Source organism: Pseudomonas sp. GW822-FHT05A08 (genome assembly GCF_058800485.1).
Map to the genome: position 1 here is coordinate 1,422,841 of NZ_CM179511.1, position 15,375 is coordinate 1,438,215.

General features: G+C 62.4%; 17 protein-coding genes. 9 read left to right on the forward strand and 8 right to left on the reverse strand.

Going from position 1 to position 15,375, the window contains the following annotated elements; translation table 11 throughout:
• Positions 1-6: 6 nt before the first annotated feature.
• The 3 genes from AC3RCP_RS06370 to AC3RCP_RS06380 are packed head-to-tail and all read left to right on the forward strand — an operon-like array spanning position 7 to position 3,071.
• On the forward strand, positions 7-1,188 hold the full coding sequence (locus AC3RCP_RS06370) for an amino acid ABC transporter permease (RefSeq protein ID WP_492569329.1): 1,182 nt from the start codon (positions 7-9) through the stop codon (positions 1,186-1,188).
• A 10-nt stretch (positions 1,189-1,198) separates the two neighbouring features.
• Positions 1,199-2,296 carry an amino acid ABC transporter permease gene (locus tag AC3RCP_RS06375; protein WP_007932114.1) on the forward strand — a complete coding sequence of 366 codons (1,098 nt, stop codon included), beginning with the start codon at positions 1,199-1,201 and terminating at the stop codon, positions 2,294-2,296.
• Between the two features lie 10 nt (positions 2,297-2,306).
• Positions 2,307-3,071 carry an amino acid ABC transporter ATP-binding protein gene (locus AC3RCP_RS06380; RefSeq protein WP_007932116.1) on the forward strand — a complete coding sequence of 255 codons (765 nt, stop codon included), beginning with the start codon at positions 2,307-2,309 and terminating at the stop codon, positions 3,069-3,071.
• Positions 3,072-3,131: 60 nt separating this feature from the next.
• Here the strand turns inward: AC3RCP_RS06380 and AC3RCP_RS06385 are convergent, their stop codons facing one another.
• Both AC3RCP_RS06385 and AC3RCP_RS06390 read right to left on the reverse strand, forming a co-directional pair.
• Positions 3,132-3,605, reverse strand: a complete 474-nt coding sequence (locus tag AC3RCP_RS06385) for a type II toxin-antitoxin system MqsA family antitoxin (protein ID WP_101336904.1) — start codon at positions 3,603-3,605, stop codon at positions 3,132-3,134.
• Positions 3,602-3,913, reverse strand: coding sequence for a type II toxin-antitoxin system MqsR family toxin (locus AC3RCP_RS06390; RefSeq protein WP_009042289.1), 312 nt, complete (start codon positions 3,911-3,913; stop codon positions 3,602-3,604). Before AC3RCP_RS06390 ends, AC3RCP_RS06385 begins: the two co-directional genes overlap by 4 nt.
• 165 nt (positions 3,914-4,078) lie before the next feature.
• Between AC3RCP_RS06390 and AC3RCP_RS06395 the strand changes: the two genes are divergently transcribed.
• From AC3RCP_RS06395 to AC3RCP_RS06415, 5 genes are all read left to right on the forward strand, one after another.
• Positions 4,079-4,738, forward strand: a complete 660-nt coding sequence (locus AC3RCP_RS06395) for a FadR/GntR family transcriptional regulator (RefSeq protein ID WP_087091321.1) — start codon at positions 4,079-4,081, stop codon at positions 4,736-4,738.
• Complete coding sequence (locus AC3RCP_RS06400; protein ID WP_101336905.1) at positions 4,728-6,047, forward strand: CynX/NimT family MFS transporter; 1,320 nt, start codon at positions 4,728-4,730, stop codon at positions 6,045-6,047. Before AC3RCP_RS06395 ends, AC3RCP_RS06400 begins: the two co-directional genes overlap by 11 nt.
• A 99-nt stretch (positions 6,048-6,146) precedes the next feature.
• Positions 6,147-6,617 carry a nuclear transport factor 2 family protein gene (locus AC3RCP_RS06405; protein ID WP_101336906.1) on the forward strand — a complete coding sequence of 157 codons (471 nt, stop codon included), beginning with the start codon at positions 6,147-6,149 and terminating at the stop codon, positions 6,615-6,617.
• 51 nt (positions 6,618-6,668) lie between these two features.
• Positions 6,669-6,992, forward strand: coding sequence for a GIY-YIG nuclease family protein (locus tag AC3RCP_RS06410; protein ID WP_101336907.1), 324 nt, complete (start codon positions 6,669-6,671; stop codon positions 6,990-6,992).
• Positions 6,993-7,075: 83 nt separating this feature from the next.
• The gene (locus AC3RCP_RS06415; RefSeq protein WP_101336908.1) at positions 7,076-8,011 is read left to right on the forward strand and encodes a glutathione S-transferase family protein; all 936 of its coding nucleotides are present in this window, start codon (positions 7,076-7,078) and stop codon (positions 8,009-8,011) included.
• 80 nt (positions 8,012-8,091) lie between these two features.
• Here the strand turns inward: AC3RCP_RS06415 and AC3RCP_RS06420 are convergent, their stop codons facing one another.
• Positions 8,092-8,445 carry a glutaredoxin family protein gene (locus AC3RCP_RS06420; RefSeq protein WP_097136958.1) on the reverse strand — a complete coding sequence of 118 codons (354 nt, stop codon included), beginning with the start codon at positions 8,443-8,445 and terminating at the stop codon, positions 8,092-8,094.
• Complete coding sequence (yejK, locus tag AC3RCP_RS06425) at positions 8,445-9,449, reverse strand: nucleoid-associated protein YejK (protein WP_007932136.1); 1,005 nt, start codon at positions 9,447-9,449, stop codon at positions 8,445-8,447. Before yejK ends, AC3RCP_RS06420 begins: the two co-directional genes overlap by 1 nt.
• 395 nt (positions 9,450-9,844) lie before the next feature.
• Here yejK and AC3RCP_RS06430 point away from each other — a divergent pair, with 395 nt between their 5' ends.
• A complete protein-coding gene (locus AC3RCP_RS06430; RefSeq protein ID WP_007932138.1) occupies positions 9,845-10,126 on the forward strand; it encodes an HU family DNA-binding protein in 282 nt (93 codons plus the stop codon).
• A gap of 102 nt (positions 10,127-10,228) precedes the next feature.
• Here the strand turns inward: AC3RCP_RS06430 and rlmF are convergent, their stop codons facing one another.
• From rlmF to AC3RCP_RS06450, 4 genes are all read right to left on the reverse strand, one after another.
• The gene (gene rlmF / locus AC3RCP_RS06435; protein WP_101336909.1) at positions 10,229-11,254 is read right to left on the reverse strand and encodes a 23S rRNA (adenine(1618)-N(6))-methyltransferase RlmF; all 1,026 of its coding nucleotides are present in this window, start codon (positions 11,252-11,254) and stop codon (positions 10,229-10,231) included.
• A gap of 230 nt (positions 11,255-11,484) precedes the next feature.
• Positions 11,485-14,331 carry a valine--tRNA ligase gene (locus AC3RCP_RS06440; protein ID WP_492569334.1) on the reverse strand — a complete coding sequence of 949 codons (2,847 nt, stop codon included), beginning with the start codon at positions 14,329-14,331 and terminating at the stop codon, positions 11,485-11,487.
• A gap of 124 nt (positions 14,332-14,455) precedes the next feature.
• Positions 14,456-14,926, reverse strand: coding sequence for a DNA polymerase III subunit chi (locus AC3RCP_RS06445; protein WP_492569335.1), 471 nt, complete (start codon positions 14,924-14,926; stop codon positions 14,456-14,458).
• A gap of 7 nt (positions 14,927-14,933) precedes the next feature.
• Positions 14,934-15,362 (reverse strand): DNA polymerase III subunit chi, encoded by a 429-nt coding sequence (locus AC3RCP_RS06450; RefSeq protein WP_007932146.1) that lies wholly within the window; start codon positions 15,360-15,362, stop codon positions 14,934-14,936.
• Between the last annotated feature and the right edge of the window lie 13 nt (positions 15,363-15,375).

The window sequence follows — 15,375 nt, forward strand, 5'->3', positions numbered from 1 at the left end:
CACTTCATGCAAAACTCAATCGGCGCACCTAAGCAGAGGCTCAGTCTCAGCGATCCACGAGTGCGTGCGTGGCTATTCCAGATCATCACCGTTGTGGCCGTGATCTCGCTTGGCTGGTACTTGTTCGATAACACGCAAACCAACCTTCAGCACCGGGGGATTACCTCCGGCTTCGACTTTCTCGAGCGCAGCGCCGGCTTCGGCATCGCTCAGCACCTGATCTCCTACACCGAAGCGGACAGCTATGCCCGGGTGTTCGTGATCGGCCTGCTCAACACCCTGCTGGTGACGTTCATCGGCGTGATCCTGGCGACCATCCTCGGTTTCATCGTCGGTGTGGCGCGCCTGTCGCAGAACTGGATCATCAGCAAACTGGCGACCGTGTATGTGGAAGTGTTCCGCAACATTCCGCCGCTGCTGCAAATCCTGTTCTGGTATTTCGCGGTGTTCCTGACCATGCCGGGGCCGCGCAACAGCCACAACTTCGGCGACACCTTCTTCGTCAGCAGCCGTGGCCTGAACATGCCGGCGGCACTGGTGGCCGACGGCTTCTGGGCGTTCGTGATCAGCCTGGTGGTGGCGATTGTCGCCATCGTGCTGATGTGCCGCTGGGCCAACAAGCGCTTCGAAGACACCGGCGTACCGTTCCACAAGTTCTGGACCGGCCTGGCGCTGTTCCTGGCGATCCCGGCGCTGTGCACGCTGGTGTTCGGCGCCCCGCTGCATTGGGAAATGCCGGAGCTCAAGGGCTTCAACTTCGTCGGCGGCTGGGTGCTGATCCCGGAACTGCTGGCCCTGACCCTGGCCCTGACCGTCTACACCGCGGCGTTCATCGCTGAGATCGTGCGTTCGGGGATCAAGTCGGTGAGCCACGGCCAGACCGAGGCGGCCCGTTCCCTCGGCCTGCGCAACGGTCCGACCCTGCGCAAGGTGATCATCCCGCAAGCCCTGCGGGTGATCATTCCGCCGCTGACCAGCCAATACCTGAACCTGGCGAAGAACTCGTCCCTGGCGGCCGGTATCGGTTATCCGGAAATGGTTTCGCTGTTCGCCGGTACCGTGCTCAACCAGACCGGCCAGGCCATCGAAGTCATTGCCATCACCATGAGCGTGTACCTGGCGATCAGCATCAGCATTTCCCTGCTGATGAACTGGTACAACAAGCGCATTGCGCTGATCGAGCGGTGAGGAAACGCGCATGAGCACTCATACTTTCAAACCCGACATGCCACCACCGAGCAGCAGCATCGGGATCGTGGCGTGGATGCGGGCACACATGTTCTCCAGCTGGATCAACACCCTGCTGACCCTGTTTGCCTTCTACCTGATCTACCTGGTGGTGCCGCCGATCCTCAGCTGGGCGATTTTCGACGCCAACTGGGTGGGCACCACCCGCGCCGACTGCACCAAGGAGGGCGCCTGCTGGGTGTTCATCCAGCAGCGCTTCGGCCAGTTCATGTACGGCTACTACCCGGCGGACCTGCGCTGGCGCGTGGACCTGACCGTGTGGCTGGCGGTGATTGGCGTGGCGCCCTTGTTCATCGCCCGGGTTCCGCACAAGGCCATTTATGGCCTGAGCTTCCTGGTGCTGTACCCGATTATTGCCTACTTCCTGCTGCATGGCGGCCTGTTTGGCATGGCCAACGTCGCCACCAGCCAGTGGGGCGGCCTGATGCTGACCCTGGTGATTGCCACCGTCGGCATCGCCGGCGCCTTGCCGCTGGGCATCGTGCTGGCCTTGGGGCGACGCTCGAACATGCCGGCGATTCGTGTGGTCTGCGTGACCTTCATCGAGTTCTGGCGTGGCGTGCCGCTGATCACCGTGCTGTTCATGTCCTCGGTGATGCTGCCGCTGTTCCTGCCCGAAGGCATGAATTTCGACAAGCTGCTGCGGGCGCTGATCGGGGTGATCCTGTTCCAGTCGGCCTACATCGCCGAAGTGGTGCGCGGCGGGTTGCAGGCGATTCCCAAGGGGCAGTACGAAGCGGCCGCGGCCATGGGCCTGGGCTACTGGCGCAGCATGGGCCTGGTGATCCTGCCGCAAGCCCTGAAGCTGGTGATCCCCGGCATCGTCAACACCTTCATCGCCCTGTTCAAGGACACTAGCCTGGTGATCATCATCGGCCTGTTCGACCTGCTCAACAGCGTGAAACAAGCCGCCGCCGACCCGAAATGGCTGGGCATGGCCACCGAAGGCTATGTCTTCGCGGCCCTGGTGTTCTGGATTTTCTGTTTTGGTATGTCCCGCTACTCCATGCATCTGGAGCGTAAGTTGGACACAGGCCACAAGCGTTAGGAGTATCTCCATGAGTGAAGCGATCAAAAAGCCTGTGAGCCCTGAAGGCATTATTCAGATGCAGGGCGTGAACAAGTGGTACGGCCAGTTCCACGTGCTCAAGGACATCAACCTCAACGTCAAGCAGGGCGAGCGCATCGTCCTGTGCGGGCCTTCGGGCTCGGGCAAGTCCACCACCATCCGCTGCCTGAACCGCCTGGAAGAACACCAGCAGGGCCGCATCGTGGTCGATGGTGTGGAACTGACCAACGACCTCAAGCAGATCGAGGCGATCCGCCGTGAAGTCGGCATGGTGTTCCAGCACTTCAACCTGTTCCCGCACCTGACCATCCTGCAGAACTGCACCCTGGCGCCGATGTGGGTGCGCAAGATGCCCAAGCGCAAGGCCGAGGAAATCGCCATGCATTACCTGGAGCGCGTACGCATTCCGGAGCAGGCGAACAAGTACCCGGGCCAGCTCTCCGGCGGTCAGCAGCAGCGCGTGGCAATTGCCCGGGCGCTGTGCATGAAGCCGAAGATCATGCTGTTCGACGAGCCGACGTCGGCCCTCGACCCAGAAATGGTGAAAGAGGTTCTGGACACCATGATCGGTCTGGCCGAAGACGGCATGACCATGCTCTGCGTGACCCACGAAATGGGTTTTGCGCGCACCGTGGCCAACCGGGTGATCTTCATGGACAAGGGTGAAATCGTCGAACAGGCCGCGCCTAACGACTTCTTCGACAACCCGCAGAACGAGCGGACCAAGCTGTTCCTGAGCCAGATCCTGCACTGATCCAGGTACCGTCTTGAAAATGAACCCGGCCTGGCGCCGGGTTTATTTTTGCCTGGGATTTCACGACGTCGCGACGCGTGCCTGGTGCGGATCGTTGTCGGCCGCGGGCGCTTGTTGTTCGCTGAGTGCCTGCACGTCGGCCATCAGCTGCGGATGACGATCGAGCAGGCGCATCAACATGAACAGCGGCTGGGGCGGGGCGACCTCGCCGCGTTCGTAGCGGGAGAAGGCGTTGTGCCCGCCGCCGGAGAGCAGCTTTACCGCATCCTTCTGCGAGAGGTGCAGCTTGCGGCGGATGCGTTTCATCTCGCTGGCCATGAACTGCCGGCAATCTTCCAGCAATTGGTCGCCGGCGCTGGCGTAGCGTTCGGCGCTGGTCGGGTCGAATTCGACTTCCCCACAGGCCTGGCATTCCCAGCCATCCAGGCCGTCGATTTGCCGCAGCAGGTGCTTGTAATCGATCAGCTCGCTGCGATTGTTGAACGGCTGCATGCCGGCCGGGGCACCGCAGCTGACGCATTGTCTTTGTTTCATGGGTGTTTCTCCTTGAAGGAGATCACTGGGGGACCGCCGCCGGGGCGGTAAGTGACTTTGATGTACAGCTCCACGGAATCGATGTGCGTGTAATACACGTCCTGCCAGATTCGATGATCGAGATAGCTGGTCATCGACTTGTAGAGCATTTTCCCCTGCAGCCCGGCAATCACCTGCTGCATGTCCCGGCAGGTCAGGCCGAGGTGTCGACCGCTGACCAGGGCGGTCCGGGTAAAGGCGGCTGCCCCCAGCCGGGCGACATCCGCCTTGATCACCGACAGGTCGTAATGAGGTGTGTGCTTTTCCATAAGACACCTGGAGTCGAGATGAAATTACCCTTAAAGGGTTTTTTTAGCAATCGGATTTCCTTTCCGCTTGCTACATGCATGCATCGGCTTTGTTGTTCACCCATGCGAAGCTGACTAATATGCCAAAAAAATTCATCCGATGATTGGATGAAAAGGCGACAGCACATGACAGAAAATTCTCCTTTGATTAAACGTTCCCTGGTCGATCAGGCCCTGGAACAGCTGCGCCAACGCATCAATGACGGTGCATGGAGCATCGGCCAGCGCCTGCCGACCGAGCCGGAGCTGGCGGCGGAACTGGGCATCAGCCGCAATACCGTGCGCGAGGCCATGCGGGTCCTGGCGTTTTCCGGTCTGGTGGAGATTCGCCAGGGCGACGGTAGTTACCTGCGTGCGGTGGTCGATCCGCTGGACACCCTCAAGGCCCTGTCCCAGTGCTCCCTGGAGCAGGCGCGCGAAACCCGGCAGATCATCGAGACGGAGGCCATCGGCCTGGCGGCCCTGCGGCGTACCGACCAGGACCTGCTGGCGTTGCGCGAAGCCCTGGCTCTCAGTGGCGATCACTATCACGGCGATCTGGAGAGTTACATCGCCTGCGACCTGGTGTTTCACGGGCGCCTGGTGGACGCCGCGCATAACCCCACCCTCAGCGAGCTGTACCGCTATTTCTCCAGTGTGGTCGGCGCGCAACTGCGCCAGACCCTGAACATCCATCCCCGGCGCCAGGCGGTGTTCGATCTGCACATCGACCTGCTGGACGCCGTCGAGCAGCGCGACCCGGAGCGGGCCAAGGCCATTTCCAGGCAGCTGATCAATGAACCTTGAGACCGAGAGCACCATGTCCAGCCACCAGGCCAATAACCCACCACCTATTGCTGTCCCTCGACGCGAGGCCGAGCTCGAAGAGTTGTTGATCGACGCCGAAGCCGACGATGCCGAGGTCCAGCAGAGCCACCCGGCCCCAAGTCGCCCGTGGCTGTTGCTGCTGGGGCTGATCCTGGTGGCGCTGAACCTGCGCCCGGCACTGTCGAGCATGGCACCGCTGCTCAGCGAGGTGTCGCGCAGCCTCGGGCTGTCGGCGGCCCAGGCCGGCCTGCTGACCACCTTGCCGGTGCTCTGCCTGGGCCTGTTCGCCCCCCTGGCCCCGGTGCTGGCGCGGCGCTTCGGCGCCGAGCGCGTGGTGCTTGGCATCCTGCTGACGCTGGCGGGCGGGATCATCCTGCGCAGTTCCCTGGGGGATGTCGGGCTGTTCGCCGGTAGCATCCTCGGTGGCGCCAGCATCGGCGTGATCGGGGTGTTGTTGCCGGGCATCGTCAAGCGCGATTTCGCCAAACACGCGGGCACCATGACCGGCGTCTACACCATGGCCCTGTGCCTGGGCGCGGCGATGGCCGCGGGGGCGACCGTGCCCTTGAGCCAGCACTTCGATAACAGCTGGGCGCTGGGCCTCGGCTTCTGGGTGCTGCCGGCGCTGGTAGCGGCGCTGTTCTGGCTGCCCCAGGTCGGCAAGCGGCAGGGCGCGCACCATGTGGCCTATCGGGTGCGCGGGTTGCTGCGCGACCCGCTGGCCTGGCAAGTGACGCTGTATATGGGCCTGCAATCCTCGCTGGCCTACATCGTATTCGGCTGGTTGCCGTCGATCCTTATCGGTCGCGGCCTGAGCCCGACCCAGGCGGGGCTGGTGCTGTCCGGCTCGGTGATCGTCCAGCTCGCCAGTTCGCTGGCCGCGCCCTGGCTGGCAACGCGGGGCAAGGACCAGCGCCTGGCGATCGTAGTCGTGATGCTGCTTACCCTCGGCGGCCTGTTCGGCTGCCTGTATGCCCCGCTCGATGGCCTGTGGGGCTGGGCGATCCTGCTGGGCGTGGGGCAGGGCGGTACTTTCAGCCTGGCGCTGACCCTGATAGTCCTGCGTTCGAAGGACGCCCATGTGGCCGCCAATCTGTCGAGCATGGCCCAGGGCTTTGGCTACACCCTGGCCTCCATGGGGCCGTTCGCGGTCGGCCTGGTGCACGACTGGACCGGTGGCTGGACGGCCCTGGGCTGGATTTTCGCGGTGATCGGCCTGGGGGCCATAGTCGCCGGCCTGGGGGCCGGGCGCTCGCTCTATGTGCAGGTCGAAAGCGAAAAAATCTGAGCCAACCCACTGTCGGTATTTGCGCGGCGAATGCCGATAGTGTTTCCCGGGTTTGCAGACTATCGTGCAGGCATCTTTCCCCGAGTCGGAGCCTGTTTCATGAGTGACGCCCACCGCGCCTTGATCACTGAGTTCTATAGCGCCTTCCAGCGCCTGGATGCCGAGGCCATGGCCGCCTGCTACACCGAGGATGTGCTGTTCAGTGATCCGGCGTTCGGCGAACTGCGCGGCCGCGATGCCGCTGACATGTGGCGCATGCTCACCACCCGGGCCAAGGACTTCTCCCTGGTCTTCGACAATGTCCGCGCCGACGAGCGCAGCGGCGAAGCCCACTGGGTGGCGACTTACCTGTTCAGCCAGACCGGCAATACTGTGGTCAACGATATCCAGGCGCGTTTCGTGTTCCGTGACGGCAAGATCTGCGAGCACCACGATCATTTCAATATGTGGCGCTGGGCCCGCCAGGCCCTGGGGACCAAGGGCCTGGTCCTCGGCTGGACCCCGCTGCTGAAAAACGCCGTGCGCGCCCAGGCCCGCAAAGGCCTGAAAGCCTTCCAGGCCGGCCGCTGAATCTTCGCCTCTGGTAAGATCGCGGCTTGTTATCCACACGCCGCGATCACCGTGACCCGCCCCAGCCCATCCCCCGTCAACGACGCAGAATCTGTACCCGTGGTGAGCAAACCCTGGTTTGTCTACCTGGTACGTGCCGCCAACGGCGCCCTGTACTGCGGCATCAGCGACGACCCGGTCAAGCGTTTCGCCAAGCATCAGAGCGGCAAGGGCGCGCGCTTCTTCCTCTCCAGCCCGGCCATCGCGCTGGTCTACACCGAAGCCTGTCGCGACAAGAGCGAAGCCCTGCGCCAGGAACGGCTGATCAAGAAACTCCGGAAAAGCGCCAAGGAATGCCTGGTGGCCTCGGCCGTCGTGGCTTATCAAACTGACTGATACGTTGCCATCAGGCAGAGCGGTGGGCTGCCAGGCGTTTGCACGCTAAGCTGGTTCTTCCTACTTATCCGGTGGACCCCAGCATGTCAGAGTTGATTCTGCATCATTACCCGACCTCGCCTTTCGCGGAAAAAGCCCGGCTGTTGCTAGGCTTCAAGGGCTTGTCCTGGCGCTCGGTGAAGATCTCGCCGGTGATGCCCAAACCCGATCTCACCGCGCTGACGGGTGGTTATCGCAAGACCCCGGTGTTGCAGGTCGGTGCCGATATCTATTGCGACACGGCGCTGATCGCCCGGCGGCTGGAGCAGGAAAAGGCCTCGCCGGCACTGTTTCCCGAGGGCCGGGAAATGGTCAGCGCGACCTTCGCGGCCTGGGCCGATGCGGTGGTGTTCCAGCATACGGTGAGCCTGGTGTTCCAGCCGGAGTCGGCGGCCGTGCGTTTCGGCCATTTGCCGCCGGAAGCGGTCAAGGCTTTCATGACCGACCGCGCCGGGCTGTTCAGCGGCGGCAGTTCCAGCCGCGTGCCGCTGGAGTTGGCCAAGCATCAATGGCCGACGCTCATGGCGCGCCTGGAGCTGCAGTTGCAGCGTGAGGAGGGCGACTTCCTGTTCGGCGAGCCGTCGATTGCCGACTTTGCCATGGCCCACCCCCTGTGGTTCCTCAAGGGCACGCCGGTGACTGCGCCGCTGGTGGACGCCTATCCGGCGGTGTCGGCGTGGCTGGCCCGGGTACTGGGGTTCGGTCATGGTGCTTCGAGTGCCATGACTTCCGAAGAGGCACTCGAAGTGGCGCGCAGGGCTACACCGGCAGCCTTGCCGGATGAAGCCTTCATCGATCCGAACGGTTTCCAGGCTGGCCAGCAGGTGCGGATCGCGGCGACCGACTATGGCGTCGATCCGGTGGAAGGGGAGTTGCTGTTTGCCGGGCGCGAGGAGCTGATCCTGCGCCGCGAAGACCCACGCGGCGGATTGGTGCATGTGCACTTCCCGCGTTTCGGGTTCCGTATCGAGGCGCTATAAGGCGGCAGGTCTATCGCAAGCAAGCTCGTTCCGACAGAGGTTGTTCGGCCCTTGTAGGAGCGAGCTTGCTCGCGATGCGTTTAGCGCTGCAACGCCGCCATGATCTGGTCCGGGTCGTAGTTGCGGATCAGCGTGCCATTTACATCGAGGATCGGAATCCCTCGTCCACCCAGGGCTTCATAAGCCTTGCGCGCCTCGGCATCCTTCTCGATATCGAACTCGCGAAAGGCAATGCCCTTCTGATCGAGAAAGCGCCGGGTGGCCTTGCAGTAGCCGCACCAGTCGGTGGCGTAGAGCACCACCCGGGCATTGGCCCGGACCTGCTCGGAGGCGGCCTGCGAGGGGTTGAACAGGTGTTCGAGCTTGCCCCAGTTCTGGTACGCCACGACCACCAGCAGGATCAGCAGGAATTTCTTCAGCACGCCCTGCAGCATCAGTTGCGGCGCTTGAGCTGATCGGTCAGTTGGGTCGGCAGGCCCTTGATGATCAGGGTCCCGGCTTCTTCGTCATACTCGATCTTCGAGCCCAGCAGGTGCGCCTCGAAGCTGATGGACAAGCCTTCGGCGCGGCCGGTGAAGCGGCGGAACTGGTTGAGGGTGCGTTTATCCGCCGGGATTTCCGGCGACAGGCCGTAGTCCTTGTTGCGGATGTGATCGTAGAACGCCTTGGGGCGGTCCTCGTCGATCAGCTCCGAGAGTTCTTCCAGGCCCACGGGTTCGCCGAGCTTGGCCTGGCTGCTGGCGTAGTCCACCAGGGCCTTGGTCTTTTCCCGGGCGGACTCTTCCGGCAGGTCTTCGCTTTCGACGAAGTCGCTGAACGCCTTGAGCAGGGTACGGGTCTCGCCCGGGCCATCGACGCCTTCCTGGCAGCCGATGAAGTCGCGGAAGTACTCCGAGACTTTCTTGCCGTTCTTGCCCTTGATGAACGAGATGTACTGTTTCGACTGTTTGTTGTTCTGCCACTCGGAGACGTTGATCCGCGCGGCCAGGTGCAGTTGGCCCAGGTCCAGGTGGCGCGACGGGGTCACGTCCAGCTCGTCGGTCACCGCCACGCCTTCGCTGTGGTGCAGCAGGGCGATGGCCAGGTAGTCGGTCATGCCTTGCTGGTAGTGGGCGAACAGCACGTGGCCGCCGACCGACAGGTTGGATTCTTCCATCAGCTTTTGCAGGTGCTCGACCGCGACGCGGCTGAAGGCGGTGAAGTCCTGGCCGCCATCGAGGTATTCCTTCAGCCAGCCGCTGAAGGGAAAAGCGCCGGACTCCGGGTGGAACAGACCCCAGGCTTTGCCCTGTTTGGCGTTATAGCTTTCGTTGAGATCGGCGAGCATGTTCTCGATGGCCGCGGATTCAGCCAGTTCGGAATCGCGGGCGTGCAGAACTGCGGGTGTGCCGTCGGGTTTTTTGTCGATCAGGTGGACGATGCAATGGCGGATCGGCATGGGCTTCTCGGCTGGTTGGCGGGAGAGGGCGTGACTCCCCGAAAAAGTGCCCAGTGTACCGCACCCGCTGGTTTTGGCGCTGTTTGAAGGGGGCGGAAGGCGGCCTGGGTCAAGCTTATGCATTTTTTTACGGATTTAGAGCAATAAAGCTGACCAAATGGCTAGGTAGAGGCGGATATTTCCCCGTCTCTGTGCTAGTTTTGCCCCGTCTTACGCGATGTCTCGGCGTTAAGCGTGCATTCAGCATTTGTCAGGTCGAACCAAACCCTGATTTCGGTATCTATAACCCCGATCTTTCGTGGTTGTGACCGGGGTGCCAGATCCACAAGATCTGGCTCGATGGCTGACACTGCACTCTGCAATCCAAATGAATTTGATAGGGAAGGAACACCACAATGGCTATTACTAAAGACCAACTGATCGCTGATATCGCTGAAGCTATCGACGCGCCGAAAACCACCGCGCGTAACGCTCTGGACCAACTGGCCCAGATCGTTGCTGATCAATTGGAAAATGGCGGCGAAATCACTCTGCCAGGTATCGGCAAACTGAAAGTGACCGAGCGTCCTGCCCGTACTGGCCGTAACCCATCGACTGGCGCTGCCATCGAAATCGCTGCCAAGAAAGTTATCAAGCTGGTTGTGGCTAAAGGCCTGACCGACTCGATCAACAAGTAAGACTGCAGTAAGACCGTGCCTCGGAACACTTCCAGGCACGGTTTTCAGGCTCTAAGGCCGCAACGATTTACGCAAGGTAAATCGCCGTTTTGCCCCTCGTATCTATCCCTTTTGAACCCAACGCTCCTGGCGCCAGGCCTGTTGCTGTGCCTTGTCCTTGAAGGTCCAGGCGACGAAGCGGCTCTGTTTCTGTCCCTGTGACATCTCCACCACCTGGCTCTCCAGGGCTCCGGCCTTTTTCAGCGCGGCCTGAATCGCCGGCAGGTTCGAGGCTTTCGACACCAGGGTGCTGAACCACAACACCTGTTGCGCCACCTGGGCGCTTTCGCCGATCAGCTGGGTCACGAAGCGCGCTTCGCCACCTTCGCACCACAACTCCGCCGCCTGGCCGCCAAAGTTCAGCACCGGCAGCTTGCGCTTGGGATCGGCCTTGCCCAGCGCTCGCCATTTGCGCTGGCTGCCGCGCGTGGCTTCCTCCAGGGAGGCATGGAAGGGCGGGTTGCACAGGGTCAGGTCGAAGCGTTCGTCGCTTTCCAGCAGCCCCAGCAGGATCTGCTTGCGGTTGCTCTGCTGGCGCAGGCCGATGGCCTTGTTCAGGCCGTTGGCCTGGACGATCGCCTTGGCGGCGGCGAGAGCGGTGGTGTCGATGTCGGAACCGAGGAACTGCCAGCGGTAATCGCAGTGGCCGATCAGCGGGTAGATGCAGTTGGCGCCGACCCCGATGTCCAGCACCCGCACCGCCGCGCCGCGGGGAATTACGCCTTCGTTACGCTCGGCCAGCAGGTCGGCCAGGAAATGCACATAGTCGGCACGACCGGGGACCGGAGGGCAGAGGAAGTCGGCCGGAATATCCCAATGGGCGATGCCATAGAACGCCTTGAGCAATGCCCGGTTGAACACCCGCACTGCCGCCGGGTTGGCGAAGTCGATGCTCTCCTTGCCATAGGGATTGATGATCACGAAAGCCCCCAGCTCCGGGGTGCTCTTGATCAACTGGGGAAAGTCATAGCGGCCTTGATGGCGATTGCGCGGGTGCAGGCTGGCCTTTTCCCGTGGCGCGACGGCCTTGGCCGGAGCTGCAGGTTGAGGCTTGGTGCGCGAAGCTTTGGGAGGGCGGGGGGCAGTCATGGGCGAAATCGGTTCGGGTATGGCTCAAAGTGGCGTGCATTGTCCCATATCTGCCCAAGCCGCGTGGCTTCTGTAGGAGCGAGGCTTGCCCGCGAAGCGTTATCCCAGGCACACCGCGTTTTCCTTTATCGCCAGCAAGCTGCGCTCCTACAGAAGTGCCAAGCCTGTCGGCCGGGCACAAAAAAGGGAGCCCCTTTGCAGGGCTCCCTTTTTTACCGCTCGGGTCGCCGTTACAGGCTGGAAATCCGTGCGTGCTGCTCGGCCAGCTTGCCCAGGGCCTGTTCGGCCTCGGCCAGTTTGGCGCGTTCCTTGTCGATGACTTCGGCCGGGGCCTTGTCGACGAAGGCGGCGTTGGACAGCTTGCCGCCGACCCGCTGGACTTCGCCCTGCAGACGCTGGATTTCCTTGTCCAGGCGCGCCAGTTCGGCACCCTTGTCGATCAGCCCGGCCATCGGCACCAGCACTTCCATCTCGCCGACCAGGGCGGTGGCGGACAGCGGTGCTTCGTCGCCGGCCTTCAGCACGGTGATCGATTCGAGTTTGGCCAGCTTCTTCAGCAGGGTCTCGTTTTCGCTCAGGCGACGCTGGTCTTCGGGGTTGACGTTCTTCAGGAACAACGCCAGTGGCTTGCCCGGACCGATGTTCATTTCGGCACGGATGTTACGGGTGCCGAGCATCAGGCCCTTGAGCCATTCGATGTCGTCTTCGGCAGCCTGGTCGATGCGTGCTTCATTGGCCACCGGCCAAGGCTGCAGCATGATGGTCTTGCCTTCGGCCCCGGCCAGCGGCGCCAGGCGCTGCCAGATTTCTTCGGTGATGAACGGCATGAACGGGTGGGCCAGGCGCAGCGCCACTTCCAGTACGCGCACCAGGGTGCGGCGGGTGCCGCGCTGGCGCTCGACCGGCGCGTTTTCGTCCCACAGTACCGGCTTGGACAATTCCAGGTACCAGTCGCAGTACTGGTTCCAGATGAACTCGTACAGCGCCTGGGCCGCCAGGTCGAAGCGGAACTGGTCCAGCTGGCGGGTCACTTCGGCTTCGGTGCGCTGCAACTGGGAGATGATCCAGCGGTCGGCCAGCGACAGCTCGTAGGCTTCGCCGTTCTGACCGCAGTCTTCGCCCTTGTCCAGCACGTAGCGCGCGGCGTTCCAGATCTTGTTGCAGAAGTTGCGATAGCCTTCGACGCGGCCCATGTCGAACTTGATGTCGCGGCCGGTGGACGCCAGCGAGCAGAAGGTGAAGCGCAGGGCGTCGGTGCCGTAGCTGGCGATGCCGTCGGCGAACTCCTGGCGGGTCTGCTTCTCGATCTTCTTCGCCAGTTGCGGCTGCATCATGCCGGTGGTGCGTTTCTGCACCAGGGCTTCGAGCTCGATGCCGTCGATGATGTCCAGTGGGTCAAGGACGTTGCCCTTGGACTTGGACATCTTCTGGCCCTGGCCGTCGCGTACCAGGCCGTGTACGTACACGGTCTTGAACGGAACCTGCGGTGTGCCGTCTTCGTTCTTCACCAGGTGCATGGTGAGCATGATCATCCGGGCGACCCAGAAGAAAATGATGTCGAAACCGGTCACCAGCACGTCGGTCGGGTGGAAGGTCTTGAGGAACTCGGTCTGCTCCGGCCAGCCCAGGGTGGAGAAGGTCCACAGGCCCGAACTGAACCAGGTGTCGAGGACGTCGTTGTCCTGTTGCAGTGCAACCTCAGGCCCGAGGTTGTGCTTGGCGCGCACCTCGGCTTCGTCGCGGCCTACATAGACCTTGCCCGACTCGTCGTACCAGGCCGGGATGCGGTGGCCCCACCACAGTTGGCGGCTGATGCACCAGTCCTGGATATCGCGCATCCAGGAGAAGTACATGTTTTCGTACTGTTTTGGCACGAAGGCGATGCGGCCGTCTTCCACGGCGGCAATGGCCGGCTCGGCCAGCGGCTTGGTGGAGACGTACCACTGGTCGGTCAGCCACGGCTCGATGATGGTGCCGGAGCGGTCGCCTTTCGGCACTTTCAGGGCGTGGTCGTCGACGCTGACCAGCAGGCCGGCGGCGTCGAACGCAGCAACGATTTCCTTGCGCGCCTGAAAGCGGTTGAGACCGGCGAACTCGGCCGGGATCTTGCCGTCGATGCTTTCGTTCAGCGTGCCGTCCAGGTTGAACACCTGGGCGGCTGGCAGTACTTCGGCGTTCTTGTCGAAGATGTTCAGCAGCGGCAGGTTGTGGCGCTTGCCGACTTCATAGTCGTTGAAGTCGTGGGCCGGGGTGATCTTCACGCAGCCGGTGCCGAATTCAGGGTCGCAGTAGTCGTCGCCGATGATCGGGATGCGACGACCCACCAGCGGCAGCTCGACGAATTTGCCGATCAGCGCCTTGTAGCGTTCATCGTTCGGGTTAACGGCCACGGCGGAGTCGCCGAGCATGGTTTCCGGACGGGTGGTGGCAACGATCAGGTAGTCCAGGCCTTCAGCGGTCTTGGCGCCGTCGGCCAGCGGGTAGCGCAGGTTCCACAGCGAGCCTTTCTCGTCGTGGTTTTCCACTTCGAGGTCGGAGATCGCGGTGTGCAGCTTGGTGTCCCAGTTGACCAGACGCTTGCCGCGGTAGATCAGGCCGTCTTCATGCAGGCGCACGAAGGCTTCCTTGACGGCTTCGGAAAGACCGTCGTCCATGGTGAAGCGCTCGCGGCTCCAGTCGACGGACGAGCCCAGGCGGCGGATCTGACGGCTGATGTTGCCGCCGGACTGATCCTTCCACTCCCAGACTTTCTCGAGGAATTTTTCCCGACCCAGATCGTGACGATTCTGGCCCTGGGCTTCGATCTGACGCTCCACCAGCATCTGGGTGGCGATACCGGCGTGGTCGGTACCCGGCTGCCACAGGGTGTTGCGGCCCTGCATGCGGCGGAAGCGGATCAAGGCATCCATGATCGCGTTGTTGAAGCCATGGCCCATGTGCAGGCTGCCAGTGACGTTCGGTGGCGGAATCATGATGGTGTACGAGTCGCCCGCGCCTTGCGGGGCGAAGTAATTCTCTGACTCCCAGGTCTGGTACCAGGAAGTTTCAATGGCGTGCGGCTGGTAGGTCTTATCCATGCGCGGCGGGACCCTATTGGCATTTATTCAGGAAAAGCCGGGAAGTATAGCGGAGGGGGGCAGTTGCAAGCTACAAGCCGCAAGCTGCAAGAGGTGGGCGTCCTTCCTGGCTTTTACTTGCTGCTTATAGCTTGCCGCTTGAAGCTGCGGCGAGCAGCCGTTCCATCCGCGCATCGAGGCGGCGCTTGATCTCGGTTTCGATGTGCGGGGCGAAGTCGTCGATCACATCTTGCATGATCAGTTGCGCGGCGGCGCGCAGTTCGCTGTCCAGGTGCAGCAGGGCATCCTGGCTCTTGGGTGCTGGCGCGGGTTTCGGTGTCGGTGCCGGTGTAGGGGCTGGCGCGGCAACTACGGGGGCAGGTTGCGGTTCGACCACCGGAGCGGAAGCCGGTTGTGGTTCTGCCGGCGCCTGTTCGTGGGTTTCGACGGCAGGCTTGCCGCCGACCATGTCGAACAGCAGCGGAATCTGCACTTCGCCGTCGACGGTCTCGGTCAGCAGCGGAGGTTGCAGGTCGTCATCGCCGAGCAGTTGGCGGATGGACTCGAGGTCATCCAGCAGGTGCGCGGACTTTTGCAGCGGTTTGGGAGTGTCCATCGATGGCTCAGAGTCGCTGTAAACGGTGATCTTGCAGAGGATAGCCCTGTTCGCGGTAGAAACGGAAACTCTCGCGAGCGGCCTGGCGGATAGTCGGGTCTTCCACCACCACTTCGGCGATGCGGGCGAAACGCTGGGCAAATGCCGGGACTTTCAGGTCCAGGTTGACCAGCAGGTCATGGTGCTCGCCGGGGTCATCGCCCAGGCCGAGAACGATCAGGCCATCCGGTTCGCTTTCGGCGGGGCCGTGGGGCACGAAGGTTTCGCCCTTGAAGCGCCACAATCGGGCATCGAGTTCATCGCGCTGGGCCGCGTCGCTGCAATGCAGGTAGATGCGGTGCCCCATGCGCCAGGCCTTGTCGGTGAGCTTGCAGGCGAAATCCAGGCGCGCCGAAGGATCCGCGCTGGGAAGGATATAGAAGTCGACTTTGGTCATTGCGGTTCCTGAA